Below are 15,985 nucleotides of genomic sequence, written 5' to 3' on the forward strand. Positions count from 1 at the left end.
AATAAACCACTCTCTATACCTATAACAGATATTAATCAGTACCCGCTGCCAGCTTTAACTTAAGTTAAATGCAACGCCACCTTAACTTCAAAGTAAGATGGAACTCTTAGTAAAAGAAGCCCCTTATTGTGAATAACGGTTTCATTCTCCTTAGTTAAAATAAAACACCAATCATAATACTACAGTGCAACAATATAGATATATTCCCTATATTTATAAAAAATTTTAGCAGGTATATAAATAAATATTTATAATGTTAATAATCTTTAAAAAATTAGTATTTAGTCATTACAAAGTGAACTTTTATTTTAGATGTGCTCGCTCATTAACCTCTGATATTACACTAGTGATTACTAAAATTAGAGAGCTGCTATAAAATATAATAGATAACTAATAAATCTAAGCTTAGCTAAATTAAAAAAATCACAATTATCGCCTCATTTTCAAAATTAATTTCAGCGCAATAACCTAATAATATCTATTTTATATATAAATACGATATAAAAACTCAATTATACCAAGTAAGTTGAAATATAATACAAAATAAGATAAGGGTATAAGGTAGGTTTAAACTTTGATATATTTAAACTAAAAAATCTAATTGAGTTTTTTATAGGATGAAGGTTATTCATAAAGTACTCACGCAAGCTAGCGGATATAAAACGTCCACATAACTATCTGATAAGTTAAATTATTAATATTGTAAGTTCAATGGTTAGCAGTTGAACTCATATCTTTTAATTATCTCTAAAATAGATATATTTGATGGCGGTGCTATTATGATAATTTTATTTATAGGCTGATTTATCACAAAAATATGGGTTATGTTTTATTTTAAATTTTATTAACTACATAAAAAAAGCACTCAAATTACGACTATTAGATGACAAGGTTTTTATACTACTTAAGTGATTAAAATTAAATTTCCTCAATAAACATATCTTCATCAATTCATCTTGTATTTTTAGGCGATAATAATCTTATCATTATCGCTATTGGTACGTTATTTCATATTTAGCAGTAGAATCAATCATTTAACTCGATAAATGAGATAGCTAGTAGAGCGCCCTCGTCATGTTAATTTAATGAATAATAATACTGTCAGAGTCATCACAACGGGATCTTAAACCATTAGCGAACGCTTTTTAGGGCTTAACTTACGGAAAAAAGACATGCTAAAAAGAGAGGATAATCATCAATGTAGTCATATGGTAAGAATACTGAAGGTGACGGTATTGAAGGTGTTGAAGGTGTTGAAGGTGTTGAAGGTGTTGAAGGTGTTGATGGTGTTGATGGTGTTGATGGTGTTGATGGTGTTGATGGTGTTGAAGGTTTTTTAGATGGTGGGTCGTGCAGGATTCGAACCTGCGACCAATTGATTAAAAGTCAACTGCTCTACCAACTGAGCTAACGACCCATCTAGATATGGCTAATTTAAACATTATGGTATATTTAGATGGTGGGTCGTGCAGGATTCGAACCTGCGACCAATTGATTAAAAGTCAACTGCTCTACCAACTGAGCTAACGACCCATCTAGAAATATCAAACTGTTTTTATGAAGTGGTGGGCGATACCGGGCTCGAACCAGTGACCCCCTCCTTGTAAGGGAGGTGCTCTACCAACTGAGCTAATCGCCCACTTCATGGTAGCTATCATATTTATAAGTAATTGGTGGGCGATACCGGGTTCGAACCAGTGACCCCCTCCTTGTAAGGGAGGTGCTCTACCAACTGAGCTAATCGCCCAATTACTTATCAATTTTCACTTTAAATCTTTACTTCATTATCGTCAACAGAATATGGTGGGCGATACCGGGCTCGAACCAGTGACCCCCTCCTTGTAAGGGAGGTGCTCTACCAACTGAGCTAATCGCCCTGTCGTCGATGGAGGTGCATTATAGGGATACTTCTGACTGAGTCAACGATTTTTCTATAGTTTTTTTTCGTTCGTTGCAAAATTAATCAAGATGCGCCAAATATCGCCAACAGAGAATATCATTTAATCAATTTTGTGCAATAAGATTATCATTTTGCTAATTATCCTTTGTTCGCGATGAAACCAAATCTTTTATGAGCAATAATTTTTATCTGTTTTTTCTCACTTTATTCGATTTTTCATCGCCTAACCGTAATTACCTCATTGAGGATCCGCATGGCAGTGTTAAAATGGTCGAAATATTATTTATTTCACTACTCCCATCTTATCTATAAATGTTAAAAATTAGATGGGGACAAACACGTACGAACTAACGTAACGTAATAAGGCAATCCTGATGAGTAAAATTAAAACCCGTTTTGCGCCAAGTCCTACAGGCTATTTGCATGTTGGTGGTGCACGTACCGCACTTTATTCCTGGCTTTTTAGCCGTCATAATCAAGGTGAGTTTGTGCTGCGTATCGAAGATACCGATCTTGAACGCTCTACTCAGGAAGCCATTGATGCTATCATGGACGGGATGAACTGGCTGAATTTAGGTTGGGATGAAGGCCCTTATTTCCAGACTAAACGTTTTGAACGCTATAATGAAGTTATTGACCAAATGCTAGATGCGGGTACTGCATATCGTTGTTATTGCTCAAAAGAACGTCTTGAGGCGCTCAGAGAGCAGCAAATGGCCAATGGTGAGAAACCTCGCTATGATGGTTGCTGTCGTGATCATGCACATAGTCATACTCCAGATGAGCCGCATGTGGTACGTTTCCGTAATCCACAAGAAGGTTCAGTAATTTTTGATGATAAAATCCGTGGCCCTATCGAAATCAGCAATCAAGAGCTCGATGATTTAATCATCCGTCGTACTGATGGTGCTCCAACATATAACTTCTGTGTCGTTATTGATGACTGGGATATGGAAATTACCCACGTTATCCGTGGTGAAGACCATATCAATAATACTCCTCGTCAAATCAATATATTAAAAGCGTTAAATGCCCCAGTCCCTGAATATGCACACGTATCGATGATCTTAGGCGATGATGGTAAAAAACTGTCTAAACGTCACGGTGCGGTTAGCGTAATGCAATATCGTGATGACGGTTATCTGCCAGAAGCGCTACTGAATTATCTGGTTCGTTTAGGCTGGGCTCACGGCGACCAAGAAATTTTCACTCTCGAAGAGATGATCCAACATTTCAGTCTGGATGCAATTAGTAAATCTGCCAGTGCATTTAATACTGACAAATTACTATGGCTGAATCATCATTATATTAATACTCTCCCGCCAGAAGAAGTTGCCGTACATTTAGCCTGGCATATTGAACAACAAGGTATTGATACCCAAACAGGGCCACAATTAGTTGAATTAATTAAGCTATTAGGAGAGCGCTGTAAAACATTGAAAGAAATTGCAGAATCTTGCCGTTATTTCTATGAAGATTTTGATGCCTTTGATGCTGATGCAGCAAAAAAACATTTGCGTCCTGTTGCTCGTCAACCGTTAGAAGTTGTTAAAGCTAAACTGGCAGCAATTACTGAATGGACAGCTGAAAATGTACATCAAGCCATTGAAGCAACAGCTGCTGAATTGAATGTCGGTATGGGTAAAGTAGGCATGCCTTTACGAGTAGCTGTGACAGGCGCGGGTCAATCACCGGGGTTAGATGTCACTGTCCATGCTATCGGTCAGTCTCGTTCGCTGACTCGTATTGATAAAGCCTTAGCATTCATTGCTGAACGTGAGGCTTCTGCTCAATAATTTTATTATTTCTATTTATAGCCCCATAAGGTTTATTTTTATGGGGCTATTTTTGTACCATGAAATAAAGTAATCCAATAAATAACTTGACCTCAATAAAAAAATAATCGCAATATAGCACTCCCCTCATTATTCAAATACAAGGAATGTTATATGAATAAAAAATCATTATTTAAATATATTAGTCTGAGTGTTTTCATTAACAGTAGTGTTTCTATAGCTGATAATAACAATCAAACTAATCACATTATTCCTGATCAAAATAAACCTCAAACTTTAACTATAGATAATAAAAATATAGATACTGTAAATATTAATCCTGCAGATAAAGGCGGTTTGTCGCATAATTATTATATTAAATTTAATATTGATGAAAAAGGTTTAATTCTTAATAATAAAAAACAAGATAATATACCCGCTGCTAAAATGATCATTAGTGAAGTAACTTCAAAAAACCCAAGCTATATTAATGGAATAATTGAAATCGCTGGTGAAGATGCACATCACCTTATCGTTAATCCTAACGGAATAAGCTGTAATGGTTGTGGTTTCACTAATGAAACCACACTAGTGTCAGGAAAACTAATCAAGTTAAATCAAGGTGATATAAAAGGTGTCAGTTATAATAGAAAGGCAATTATCATAAATAACTTACGTAATGAACGAGCAAAAGGTGACCTTAATATCATCTCAAATAATATTAAATTTTCAGGAAGAAATATTAATAATAAAAATATTAATATTTATAGTATGGGGAGTGATAATTTCAATAAGAATGTTCAAAATCCAGAATTAATTACACAAAGAAGAGCAACTCATGTTAAGATTAAGAAATTAGCATCTATTACCTCTGGTGGATTATTTATCCGTAGTGATCATAGGTATAATATAAAAAACTATGGATTAATTGATGTAAATGAATTAAATATAACATCAAAAGGCCATTATTATGGCGCACCAAAATCAAAATTAAGAATAAGCTCTGAAAATACTAAACAATCATCTATTTTAAATTTAAGACAAGCTAAATTTTATAAGTCAGAAATTGAAATTAATAATAGCACATTAATGATCTCAGCAAATAACCTATCTAATAATAACGATATAGAGAAAAATAATCAGCTTAGATTAACCAATTCAAGATTGTATATTGGTGGAGGGTTTGACTATTAAAGTTTGTGTTTAATTCTATATTTAAAGCCGTACCTGGGCATACTCGATAGGGTATGCCCCACTTGTTGTATACTAATAATCTCCAAATTGCTATTACCTCTTACTACTGAAAAAATGAAAAACGCTCTATATTTCAGCAGACAAACGCAAAATTGCATTATTTAATTGACACTTTAGCGAAGCTTGAATATCATTCCGCGCAGATACAGAATTGTTCGGGGCTATAGCTCAGCTGGGAGAGCGCTTGCATGGCATGCAAGAGGTCAGCGGTTCGATCCCGCTTAGCTCCACCAATCTTTTCCAGATAGATTGGATTTTATCGTAATATAACTATGTAATCTAAACATATAGTTGATAAATAAAAATAATTTTGCTGTATTTCGGGGCTATAGCTCAGCTGGGAGAGCGCTTGCATGGCATGCAAGAGGTCAGCGGTTCGATCCCGCTTAGCTCCACCAATTATTAAACCCTGAAAGTGCGCTTTCGGGGTTTTTTACTATTGAGCAAATGATAAATCCACTCAGTGAATCATCCCCCGGTTTTTGTCCATCCTAGAAATCCATACCGTGCACTCGCTATTTAGATAATTCTCCTCTCTCTACAATCTATCGCTCTAACAAGCTAATAATTCATAGGCGATTTTGACCTATGATGGTTATCGTCTATTGTGGATATGAGCTGTTGCAGATATAGCTCACGGCGGTATTTTTAATCGTATTATTTTTTATACGCTATATTTCAGCAACTATACTGGATATAAATTGACGGCGAATTAAGCCATCTAGCCCAACTCATTGCTATTTCAGCTACAAAACATAACTACATATAGATAATCAGCTTAAAATCACTCTAGAGCTGCTAAGGCGCTTATTTTCGCTTTAACGGTTTGATTAGTCCATCAAGCCCTTCAATCTTAACTGCCAATGTCATCTCCATCAGTTGGCCTAAACGCCCTGCGGGAAAGGTTCCTTTGCGATAAAACCATAATAGATATTCTTCAGGAAGGTCGATCAGCGCCCTACCATGGTATTTACCAAACGGCATTATAGTATTAGCAATATCTAATAAATCTTGTTTTTCCATACAGACAGATATCCCTCAAAAATTTTAATCCCAATGATAAGCTGGTTATTCTTCATTATTCTTAGAATGTATTAATAAAATCTAATCTTAAAAATAATAAATAATATAACGCAAAACGGCATTCCGAAGAATGCCGTTTTTATATTCTATCGATGCTCTGAGTATCAGACGATTAATCCAACAACAGCAGCAGATAAGAAGCTAACCAGCGTTGAGCCATATAATAATTTCAATCCAAAGCGTGCAACAGTATTACCTTGCTTTTCATTTAAGCCTTTAATCGCTCCCGCTACTATTCCAATAGAAGAGAAGTTAGCAAAAGAGACTAAGAAAACAGACAGAATAGCGATAGAACGTGGAGATAATTCGCCAATAATTTTGGTCAAGCTATCCATGGCAACAAATTCATTAGATACCAATTTAACCGCCATTATCCCACCCACTTTTAATGCTTCATCCGCAGGGATACCGAGGATCCAAGCAAAAGGATAAAATGCATAGCCAAGGATAGTCTCAAAATCGACACCAAAGACCGCAGAGAAAATACCATTTACCATTGCTATCAAGGCAATAAAGCCAATTAGCATTGCTGCAACAATCAGGGCAACTTTAAAACCAGCCAGAATGTATTCGCCTAACATTTCAAAGAAACTTTGACCTTCATGAAGATTATTCATTTGAATATCTTCTTCTTTATCAATTTCATACGGATTGATTAATGATAAAACAACGAAAGTACCAAACATGTTCAACACCAATGCGACGATGACATATTTAGGGTCTAGCATAGTCATGTAAGCACCAACAATCGACATGGAAACGGTAGACATCGCCGTTGCTGCCATAGTGTACATTCTGCGATCTGACATTTTATTCAGTACATCTTTGTACGCAATGAAGTTTTCTGATTGGCCGAGCACCAATGAGCTCACCGCATTAAAGGATTCTAGTTTCCCCATGCCGTTAACTTTAGATAAAACAGTACCAATCGCACGGATAACTAATGGTAATATTTTAATGTGTTGCAAAATACCAATAAGCGCAGAAATAAAGATAATCGGGCAAAGCACTTGTAGGAAGAAGAATGCCAGCCCACCTTCCATCATGCCACCGAAGACAAACTCAGTCCCATGACGCGCATACCCTAAAAGATATTGGAAAATATTAGCGAAGCCACGAACAAAACCTTCACCTACATCAGAGCTTAAGAAAAACCACGCCAGCCCGATTTGGATAACTAGCAGCTGAATAATATAACGAGGACGAATTCCTCGACGGTTATTACTAGCTAAGATAGCCAGTCCACAAATTACAACTAGTGATAAGATAAAATGTAGGATTGAGGTCATTAGCGACTCCATCAGATCAGTAAATAATTAATGACCTCATTCTATGTAACAGGGAACAATAAAATGAGATTGAAGTCACAATAATATGAAAATGCTAAGAGCCTATTTTTAAAATAAGCCAGCTTGATCACACTTTAGAACTATTGCTAACTATTTGAAAAAAAAATTGATCTAGGTCAGTAGTCTCATCAAGAAACTAAATCCTCAGACTACTGTCCCCATTTTATGCTTCGCCAAAGAGGCGGATCATCTCATTTTCATCAATGACTTGGATACCCAATTCATTAGCTTTTACCAATTTAGAACCTGCGGCTTCGCCGGCTATTACCATATCTGTTTTTTTCGAAACACTGCCGGTAACCTTGGCACCTAAGGCCGCCAGCTTATCTTTTGCCTCATCTCGAGTTAATCGAGTTAACGAGCCGGTAAGCACCACTGTTTTGCCTGCAAACGGCGAATCAAAAGCACTAATATCCTGTACTTGAGCTTCCGGCCAGTAGATCCCTGCTTTGTTAACTAACTCATTGATAACGTCTTGGTTATGCGTTTCTCTAAAGAAATTAACTACATGCTTAGCCACCACATCACCCACATCTTGTACTGCTTTCAATGACTCGATATCAGCGGCCATTAAATCAGTTAAGCTGCCATAATGAGCCGCTAAATTTGCGGCTGTAGCTTCTCCAACCTCACGAATACCCAGAGCATAGATAAATCTAGCTAATGTAGTTTGCTTAGATTTTTCTAGCGCATTGACCAAATTGAGTGCTGATTTTGGCCCCATCCGATCGAGACCAGTTAATATTCCCGCAGACAATTGATACAATTCAGCCGGTGTATGGACATATTCTTTCTCCACCAGCTGATCGATTATCTTGTCGCCCATTCCATCGACGTCCATCGCGCGGCGTGAAACAAAATGTTTTAATGCCTCTTTTCGTTGTGCGCCACAAATTAATCCCCCCGTACAACGTGCGACGGCTTCACCTTCTATGCGTTCAATATCAGAACCACAGACTGGGCAATGGATCGGAAATACAATCTCTCGGCTATCTTTAGGCCGTTGATCTATCACAACATTCACAATCTGAGGGATCACATCACCCGCACGACGGATTACCACCGTATCACCGATATGTACGCCTAGACGGGCAATTTCATCGGCATTATGCAGTGTCGCGTTACTTACAATTACGCCTGCAACTTGTACTGGCTCTAGGCGTGCGACTGGCGTAATTGCACCTGTACGCCCAACTTGGAACTCAACATCTCGCAGTAATGTCATTTGTTCTTGCGCAGGGAATTTAAACGCCGTCGCCCAACGCGGTGCTCGCGCGACAAAACCTAAGGTTTGTTGCAAGCTTAATGAATCGACTTTAATTACCACGCCATCAATATCAAAGCCGAGGGTTGGACGGGCAGCTTCCACTTTATGATAAAATGCCAATACTTGTGCGCTACCTTTGCACAATTGAACCCACTCAGTGACTGGCAATCCCCACGATTTAAACTGCATCAATCGCTCATAATGACTACTTGGCAGTTCTCCGCCTTCCAGTAATCCAACGCCATAGCAGTAAAAAGTTAATGGGCGTTTAGCCGTAATTCGCGGATCTAATTGACGTAATGAACCGGCAGCAGCATTACGCGGATTAGCGAAAACTTTACCATCTGTACGTCGAGCGGCTTCATTTAATGCCTCAAAGCCTTTTTGCGGCATGAACACTTCACCGCGAATTTCGACACGCTGAGGAATATTGTCGCCAATCAAACGTAATGGAATCGCCTTAATAGTTCGAACATTAGCGGTAATATTCTCACCGGTGGTACCGTCACCACGGGTTGCCGCTTGTACTAATTCACCATTTTCATACAGCAAACTCACCGCCAAACCGTCGAGCTTTAATTCACAGCAAAATGTTAAATCGTCATTATTTTTGAGACGATCATGAATTCGCTTATCGAACGATAAATAGCTGGCTTCATCAAATACATTATCTAATGACAGCATAGGAATAGCATGACGTACGGTTTCAAACGCCGATAAAGGTTGCGCACCGACGCGTTGAGTCGGTGAATCTGAGGTTATCCACTGTGGATATTCTGCTTCAATGGCTTTCAATTCCTGCATCAACTTGTCGTATTCCACATCGGGAATTTCAGGGGCATCAAGCACATGATACAAATATTCATGATGACGCAGCTGTTGTTTCAGCTTGTCGAGGTGTTGTTGTTTTGTTTTCATGATCACCAACAGCGATAAAAAACCCCCATTTCGTGGGGGTTTTATTAATCGGAAATGATTAATTCAATGTATTGCGTATTCTAGCCTGATACACCTCAATTTTTTGAGGAGTCAGTAACTTACGTTCATCGTCCAACACAATACCGCCTACGTCTGATGCAATACGCTGTGCCGCTTGTAGCATCAATTTGAAATTTTGAACCGCATCACCATAAGATGGAACCATCAAGAACATAGTCACACCTGGTGTTGCAAAATTGGCCATCGTTTCAGGGTCAAATGAACCAGGTTTAACCATGTTGGCCATACTAAACAACACCGGTCCAGTCCCAGAAGGGCTCACATGTCGATGGAAAATTCGCATTTCACCAAACTGGAAGCCAGCCTGAAGAATACTTTGCAATAAAACTTCACCATCCAGCATTTGCCCCTGATGCGCCGCAACATGTAGAACCAATACTGTCTCTTTGCTACTGGCAGCCTGATTATCTTGCGACTCAGTGGTTTTCTCATTTGCCACTTGAGCTGATGGCTGTGCTGGCTGTGACGCCTTAGCCGTCGTTTCTGGCACTGATTCAACTGAATGTACTTTGGCTGGTTGCTCAGTCGGTTCTATTGGTTGCTCTGCTTGCCGTTGCTCTACGGGCGCAGATGGGGCTTGAGGCGCAGTCTCAACATTGACTGTCGGCTCAATCGCAACGCCAGCAGTTGGCTGAGGTTGTAACGGCTCAACTGGCTGCGGTTGCACTAACTCGCGTTCTTGCATCGGTTCATGCTGAGTAGCCGTCATCGGTGGTAACTCCGTAGTTTCCACACGTTGCTGAATTGGCTCCTGAGCTTGCACTTGAGGCGCGGGTTGTTCTCTTTTTTGTTGCGGTTCTACAAATAACGCCGAGTCTTGTTCATCCTCTGACGATAGTTGTTGATCCTCTTGTTTACGGCGTTTAATTGGGCGATTACGAAATAATTTAGAACGCTCTTTACGACTCGTCCACAAACCATGTAGTAACAGAGCTACTATGGCTATCGCACCCACGACCACTAATATCAGACGCAAATCCTGCATCGCTGCTATCTCTAGTTGTTAAATGATAATGCCAATATGGCAGAAACTTCTCCCCTAAGATTATTTGTCAAACGCGCTAAGTGCAACCCTCAGAACGCTTTTCTTGCAAGAAAGAGAATATTCCGCCCCCTGTTTGCGTATTTTTCAAACAAACACCGTCTAGCCAGACAAAAATACAGCCTATATGATACAGCTTCAACCGCAAAGGAGATAATAAGAAGTATGACGCATTCGACAAATTCGCGACAAAATAGGAGCGGCTTTTATTATTTTGCCCAAGGCTGGCATTTAGTCACCCGTCCGGGCATTAAACGATTTGTATTATTGCCACTATTGGCAAATATTATTTTACTGGGAGGTGCATTTTGGTGGTTATACAGCAAATTGGGGGATTGGATCCCACAATTAATGAGTTACGTTCCCCACTGGCTACAATGGCTTAATTATCTTATTTGGCCATTAGCGGTATTATCGGTATTACTGGTATTTACTTATTTCTTCAGTACCGTCGCCAATATTATTGCTGCGCCATTTAACGGCTGGTTAGCGGAGAAACTGGAATCTGAATTAACAGGGATCCCATCACCCGATATGGGTATGGCTGACCTTATCAAAGACGTACCTCGGATACTGAAACGCGAAATGGTCAAATTGGTTTATTTTGTCCCGCGCGCGATTATCCTATTACTGCTCTTTTTAATCCCTGGTTTTGGACAAACTGCCGCCCCCATTCTGTGGTTCATTTTTGGTGCGTGGATGATGGCTATTCAGTATTGTGATTATCCTTTCGATAATCATCGCGTTAGCTTTCCTTCAATGAAACAAGCCTTAAGCAAAGACCGACTCAATAATATTCAATTTGGCGGAGTAGTTAGCTTACTAACGATGATCCCTATTGTGAATTTATTGATTATGCCTGTCGCCGTCTGCGGCGCTACCGCAATGTGGGTAGACCGTTACCGTGAACAACATAAGCGCTTTTAATGTGTAGATAATATCAATATTAATCAGCAATATATCGATTAATAATCACATTAAGCACAGTAACTCATCTCCATACAGGGCGGCATCTTGCCATAAGCGCCAGTCGCCCTGCTCATTAATAACGATCGCTACAATTAAATCACCATTAAAACGATAAACACACCTTGCCAAAGCAATCTGCTGCTTGATAGAACAAATAGGAATAAAATGATAATTGGTTATAAGCTTATAGATAAAACATATTTGCAATAACCTATTGTTCACGTATGGTAATTCTAATTTTTTCAGTACGGCAGTACCTACATTTAATGAATATTAAGGATATCCGATGAGCAAAATCTATGATGATAATTCGTTGACAATTGGCCATACTCCTTTGGTTCGCCTAAAACATTTCGGTAACGGTAATATTCTGGCAAAAATAGAATCTCGTAATCCAAGTTTCAGTGTTAAATGCCGTATTGGAGCTAATATGATTTGGGATGCCGAGAAAAAAGGTACCCTGACCAAAGATAAAGAATTAGTTGAGCCAACCAGTGGGAATACGGGGATTGCTTTAGCGTATGTAGCTGCGGCAAGAGGCTATAAATTGACCCTTACCATGCCAGAAACCATGAGTATCGAACGCCGTAAACTGCTCAAAGCCTTAGGTGCCAAGCTAATTCTGACCGAAGGCGCTAAAGGAATGAAAGGCGCGATAGAAAAAGCTCAAGAAATCGTTAATAGTTCGCCTAATCGCTATTTATTATTGCAGCAATTCAATAACCCAGCCAACCCCGAAATTCATGAAAAAACTACCGGGCCAGAAATCTGGCAAGATACCGATGGCAAAGTTGATGTGGTAATTGCCGGTGTCGGCACAGGTGGTACCATCACCGGTATCGGACGCTATTTAAAACAGACACAAGCCAAAGATATTACCTTGGTTGCTGTCGAACCAGAAACCTCACCAGTCATCAGTCAAACCTTAGCTGGCGAGGAAGTCAAACCGGGTCCCCATAAAATTCAAGGCATCGGTGCGGGCTTTATTCCTGCCAATCTGGATCTTTCATTAATCGATCGTGTCGTAAAAATTACCGATGAAGAAGCCATCAGTACGGCGCGCGCGATTATGGAAAAAGAAGGTATTTTAGCGGGTATATCTTCTGGAGCAGCTATTGCTGCTGCCGTCAAAATGGCCGCAGAACCGGAATTTAAAGATAAAAACATTGTAGTTATCCTGCCATCATCCGGTGAACGATATTTGAGTACAGTATTATTTGCTGACTTAGCTGATGATTAGCCTAAAATAGCTAACTCGGTTAAAATTTAGTTACAAAAAGCACCTTAATGGTGCTTTTTTTGTGCATTAGATCAAAGTTTAGCATGTATAGAGATGATTTATTTCTATGGGTTTAGTATTAAATCACTAATTATTTCGAGCCTCGAAATTAATACCTTTCAGACGATGATTTTTGTTTAGTAGGCTGGTAAGCTAACTTATACTCTTTTGAATTATTCAGTCATTTAATTGACAAAGATTTGACGATAAACAATGCATGAAACCTTTTTATTGGTTCATACTCTAAGTATACGCAAAACCAGATTATTTCATCTACAATAATTCTGGATTTAATAAAAATCTAAAGATATTGAGGAAATATTATGTTCCAGCAAGAAGTCACTATTACAGCACCAAATGGTCTACACACTCGTCCAGCAGCGCAATTCGTTAAAGAAGCTAAGGCGTTTAAATCTGATATTACGCTGACTTCAAGCGGTAAATCTGCCAGCGCAAAAAGCTTATTCAAATTGCAGACTCTCGGCCTGACTCAAGGCACTTTAGTGACTATCTCTGCCGAAGGTGAAGATGAGCAACAAGCCGTTGAGCATTTGGTAAAATTGATGGGAGAACTGGAATAATTTGTTTGTTTTCAAACAAAATAACCAGTTATATTAATGTTCCATTCTCCATCCCTGGGTTTTCAATCCAGGGATATCAGTTTAGTAATTCACATTACGCCCAACTGTTAACTCTCAGCATCAGAACATCTCAGTAGTAAGGTAATATTATGATCTCAGGAATTTTAGTTTCACCCGGTTTTGCTTTTGGTCACGCCCTTCTCCTAAAAGAAGACCCTATTGTTATCAGCTCAAAAAAAATTGATGACAGCCAGATTGAATCAGAAATTCAGCGTTTTATTGATGGACGCAATAAATCAGCTGAGCAGTTAAATATTATCAAAGAGAAGGCTGAAAAAAATCTTGGCGCTGAAAAAGCAGAGATTTTTGAAGGTCATATCATGCTACTTGAAGATGAAGAGTTGGAACAAGAAATTATCACTCTGATTCAGAAAGATAAAAAAACTGCCGATGCAGCGGTACATTCAGTTATTGAAGATCAAGCGCAAGCACTTGAAGATTTAGATGATGAATATCTGAAAGAACGTGCGGCAGACGTTCGTGATATCGGAAAACGCTTACTCAAAAATATTCTAAACATGAATATTGTTGATTTAAGTGCAATTACTGAAGAAGTAGTTTTAGTCGCCCAAGACTTAACACCCTCAGAAACCGCACAGCTTAATTTAGATAAAGTACTTGGTTTTATTACTGATATCGGTGGTCGTACTTCTCACACCTCTATTATGGCTCGTTCGTTAGAACTACCTGCTATTGTTGGCACATCAGATGCAACCCGAGTGATTAAAAACGGTGATTATATTGTATTAGATGGTGTTAACAATAAGATTTATGTCAATCCTTCTGATGCCGAAATTGACAAACTAAAAGCATTCAGAGACGAATTTAATCAAGAAAAACATGAACTGGCAAAACTGAAAGATTTACCCGCCATCACTCTTGATGGACATCAGGTCGAAGTTTGTGCCAATATTGGTACTGTCCGTGATGTTGCTGGCGCAGAACGTAACGGTGCTGAAGGTGTTGGTCTCTACCGTACAGAATTTCTGTTTATGGACAGAGACACTCTGCCAACAGAAGAAGAACAGTTACAAGCTTATAAAGCCGTTGCTGAAGCGATGGGCAGCCAAGCAGTTATCGTCCGTACGATGGATATTGGTGGCGATAAAGACCTGCCTTATATGAATTTACCTAAAGAAGAGAATCCTTTCTTAGGTTGGCGTGCAATTCGTATTTGCCTTGATCGCAAAGAGATCTTACATTCTCAGTTACGGGCTATTTTAAGAGCCTCAGCTTTCGGTAAACTGCGTATTATGTTCCCAATGATTATTTCAGTTGAGGAAGTTCGCGAGTTGAAAGCTGAATTAGAAATACTGAAGTGTCAATTGCGTGAAGAAGGTAAAGCATTTGACGAAAGCATTGAAGTGGGTGTCATGGTTGAAACGCCAGCTGCAGCAGTTATTGCTCATCATCTTGCAAAAGAAGTTGACTTTTTCAGTATTGGAACCAACGATCTCACTCAGTATACTTTAGCCGTTGACCGTGGTAATGAACTGATTTCTCATCTATACAACCCAATGTCACCTGCTGTCTTAAATCTGATTAAGCAAGTGATCGATGCATCGCATGCTGAAGGTAAATGGACAGGAATGTGTGGTGAACTTGCCGGTGATGAACGAGCAACCTTATTGCTGCTCGGTATGGGTCTGGATGAGTTTAGTATGAGCGCAATTTCAATCCCTGGTATCAAAAAATTGATCCGTAATGCAAATTTCAAAGATACCCAAGCATTAGCAGAGCAAGCACTTGCTCAGCCAACTGCTCAGGATTTGATGAACGTTGTAGATACCTTTATCAAAGAAAAAACGTTATGCTAATAAGGGATGTACATTAAACCCGGTTCCATATTAAAACGATTAGGAGAAGGTCCATGGGTCTGTTTGACAAACTGAAATCACTGGTTTCGGAAGCTAAAACTAGCACTGACTATATTGAAATTATTGCGCCGCTATCGGGTGAAATTGTCAATATTGAAGATGTTCCTGATGTTGTTTTTGCAGAAAAAATTGTTGGTGATGGGATTGCTATCAAACCCGCAGGTAACAAAATTGTTGCCCCTGTTGATGGTACTATCGGTAAAATTTTCGAAACTAACCATGCATTCTCTATTGAGTCTGTTGATGGTATCGAACTCTTTGTTCACTTCGGTATTGATACCGTTGAACTTAAAGGCGAAGGTTTCAAACGTATTGCCTCTGAAGGCCAAACCGTGAAGAAAGGTGATTTAATCATCGAATTTGATCTGGCATTACTGGAAGAAAAAGCAAAATCTGTTTTAACACCAGTTGTCATTTCAAATATGGACGAGATTAAAGAACTGACTAAATTAAGCGGTTCAGTCACCGTAGGTGAAACCGTTATTATGAAGATCAAAAAATAATTATTGTTCTTCAACGTTCAACCATCAAACAACAGGCTGATGGCTAA

At 38.9% G+C, this 15,985-nt stretch carries 11 protein-coding genes and 7 tRNA genes; 9 read left to right on the forward strand and 9 right to left on the reverse strand.

Going from position 1 to position 15,985, the window contains the following annotated elements; all coding sequences use genetic code 11:
- Window positions 1–1,341 precede the first annotated feature (1,341 nt).
- The 5 genes from MNY66_RS10165 to MNY66_RS10185 form a co-directional block, all read right to left on the reverse strand.
- Window positions 1,342–1,417: transfer RNA gene (locus tag MNY66_RS10165), tRNA-Lys, on the reverse strand.
- Window positions 1,418–1,457: 40 nt separating this feature from the next.
- Window positions 1,458–1,533 (reverse strand) — tRNA-Lys (locus tag MNY66_RS10170).
- A 30-nt stretch (window positions 1,534–1,563) separates the two neighbouring features.
- Window positions 1,564–1,639: transfer RNA gene (locus tag MNY66_RS10175), tRNA-Val, on the reverse strand.
- 32 nt (window positions 1,640–1,671) lie between these two features.
- A tRNA-Val gene (locus MNY66_RS10180) sits at window positions 1,672–1,747 on the reverse strand.
- Window positions 1,748–1,801: 54 nt separating this feature from the next.
- Window positions 1,802–1,877: transfer RNA gene (locus MNY66_RS10185), tRNA-Val, on the reverse strand.
- A 397-nt stretch (window positions 1,878–2,274) separates the two neighbouring features.
- Between MNY66_RS10185 and gltX the strand changes: the two genes are divergently transcribed.
- The 4 genes from gltX to MNY66_RS10205 all read left to right on the forward strand — a co-directional run bounded on the left by gltX (window position 2,275) and on the right by MNY66_RS10205 (window position 5,327).
- Entirely contained in the window at window positions 2,275–3,696 is a 1,422-nt protein-coding gene (gene gltX / locus MNY66_RS10190; RefSeq protein ID WP_047256072.1) for a glutamate--tRNA ligase, read from the forward strand.
- Between the two features lie 153 nt (window positions 3,697–3,849).
- Window positions 3,850–4,869, forward strand: coding sequence for a two-partner secretion domain-containing protein (locus MNY66_RS10195; protein ID WP_241500785.1), 1,020 nt, complete (start codon window positions 3,850–3,852; stop codon window positions 4,867–4,869).
- Window positions 4,870–5,086: 217 nt separating this feature from the next.
- Window positions 5,087–5,162: transfer RNA gene (locus tag MNY66_RS10200), tRNA-Ala, on the forward strand.
- An 89-nt stretch (window positions 5,163–5,251) separates the two neighbouring features.
- Window positions 5,252–5,327, forward strand: a tRNA-Ala gene (locus tag MNY66_RS10205).
- A 409-nt stretch (window positions 5,328–5,736) separates the two neighbouring features.
- Here MNY66_RS10205 and MNY66_RS10210 read toward each other — a convergent pair.
- The 4 genes from MNY66_RS10210 to zipA all read right to left on the reverse strand — a co-directional run bounded on the left by MNY66_RS10210 (window position 5,737) and on the right by zipA (window position 10,612).
- A complete protein-coding gene (locus MNY66_RS10210) occupies window positions 5,737–5,952 on the reverse strand; it encodes a DUF3820 family protein (protein WP_241500786.1) in 216 nt (71 codons plus the stop codon).
- A 164-nt stretch (window positions 5,953–6,116) separates the two neighbouring features.
- On the reverse strand, window positions 6,117–7,301 hold the full coding sequence (locus tag MNY66_RS10215) for a NupC/NupG family nucleoside CNT transporter (RefSeq protein WP_047256069.1): 1,185 nt from the start codon (window positions 7,299–7,301) through the stop codon (window positions 6,117–6,119).
- A gap of 223 nt (window positions 7,302–7,524) precedes the next feature.
- A complete protein-coding gene (gene ligA, locus MNY66_RS10220) occupies window positions 7,525–9,546 on the reverse strand; it encodes an NAD-dependent DNA ligase LigA (RefSeq protein WP_047256068.1) in 2,022 nt (673 codons plus the stop codon).
- 58 nt (window positions 9,547–9,604) lie between these two features.
- The gene (gene zipA, locus MNY66_RS10225) at window positions 9,605–10,612 is read right to left on the reverse strand and encodes a cell division protein ZipA (RefSeq protein ID WP_241500787.1); all 1,008 of its coding nucleotides are present in this window, start codon (window positions 10,610–10,612) and stop codon (window positions 9,605–9,607) included.
- A gap of 222 nt (window positions 10,613–10,834) precedes the next feature.
- Between zipA and cysZ the strand changes: the two genes are divergently transcribed.
- From cysZ to crr, 5 genes are all read left to right on the forward strand, one after another.
- A complete protein-coding gene (gene cysZ, locus MNY66_RS10230; protein ID WP_047256066.1) occupies window positions 10,835–11,596 on the forward strand; it encodes a sulfate transporter CysZ in 762 nt (253 codons plus the stop codon).
- Window positions 11,597–11,924: 328 nt separating this feature from the next.
- The gene (gene cysK / locus MNY66_RS10235; RefSeq protein WP_047256064.1) at window positions 11,925–12,878 is read left to right on the forward strand and encodes a cysteine synthase A; all 954 of its coding nucleotides are present in this window, start codon (window positions 11,925–11,927) and stop codon (window positions 12,876–12,878) included.
- A gap of 362 nt (window positions 12,879–13,240) precedes the next feature.
- Window positions 13,241–13,498, forward strand: a complete 258-nt coding sequence (gene ptsH, locus MNY66_RS10240; RefSeq protein WP_047256063.1) for a phosphocarrier protein Hpr — start codon at window positions 13,241–13,243, stop codon at window positions 13,496–13,498.
- A gap of 149 nt (window positions 13,499–13,647) precedes the next feature.
- Complete coding sequence (gene ptsI / locus MNY66_RS10245) at window positions 13,648–15,375, forward strand: phosphoenolpyruvate-protein phosphotransferase PtsI (protein ID WP_047256062.1); 1,728 nt, start codon at window positions 13,648–13,650, stop codon at window positions 15,373–15,375.
- 53 nt (window positions 15,376–15,428) lie between these two features.
- Window positions 15,429–15,938 carry a PTS glucose transporter subunit IIA gene (crr, locus tag MNY66_RS10250; RefSeq protein ID WP_241500788.1) on the forward strand — a complete coding sequence of 170 codons (510 nt, stop codon included), beginning with the start codon at window positions 15,429–15,431 and terminating at the stop codon, window positions 15,936–15,938.
- Window positions 15,939–15,985 lie beyond the last annotated feature (47 nt).

This window comes from Moellerella wisconsensis (assembly GCF_022592395.1).
GTDB classification, from domain to species: domain Bacteria; phylum Pseudomonadota; class Gammaproteobacteria; order Enterobacterales; family Enterobacteriaceae; genus Moellerella; species Moellerella wisconsensis.

What these genes read in the sequence shown, in the direction of transcription:
- ptsH (WP_047256063.1), top strand. Translation starts at nt 13,241, where the DNA reads ATGTTCCAGCAAGAAGTCACTATTACAGCACCAAATGGTCTACACACT.
- crr (WP_241500788.1), top strand. Translation starts at nt 15,429, where the DNA reads ATGGGTCTGTTTGACAAACTGAAATCACTGGTTTCGGAAGCTAAAACT.
- MNY66_RS10215 (WP_047256069.1), bottom strand. Translation starts at nt 7,301, where the DNA reads ATGACCTCAATCCTACATTTTATCTTATCACTAGTTGTAATTTGTGGA.
- ligA (WP_047256068.1), bottom strand. Translation starts at nt 9,546, where the DNA reads ATGAAAACAAAACAACAACACCTCGACAAGCTGAAACAACAGCTGCGT.
- gltX (WP_047256072.1), top strand. Translation starts at nt 2,275, where the DNA reads ATGAGTAAAATTAAAACCCGTTTTGCGCCAAGTCCTACAGGCTATTTG.
- zipA (WP_241500787.1), bottom strand. Translation starts at nt 10,612, where the DNA reads ATGCAGGATTTGCGTCTGATATTAGTGGTCGTGGGTGCGATAGCCATA.
- MNY66_RS10210 (WP_241500786.1), bottom strand. Translation starts at nt 5,952, where the DNA reads ATGGAAAAACAAGATTTATTAGATATTGCTAATACTATAATGCCGTTT.
- cysK (WP_047256064.1), top strand. Translation starts at nt 11,925, where the DNA reads ATGAGCAAAATCTATGATGATAATTCGTTGACAATTGGCCATACTCCT.
- cysZ (WP_047256066.1), top strand. Translation starts at nt 10,835, where the DNA reads ATGACGCATTCGACAAATTCGCGACAAAATAGGAGCGGCTTTTATTAT.
- MNY66_RS10195 (WP_241500785.1), top strand. Translation starts at nt 3,850, where the DNA reads ATGAATAAAAAATCATTATTTAAATATATTAGTCTGAGTGTTTTCATT.
- ptsI (WP_047256062.1), top strand. Translation starts at nt 13,648, where the DNA reads ATGATCTCAGGAATTTTAGTTTCACCCGGTTTTGCTTTTGGTCACGCC.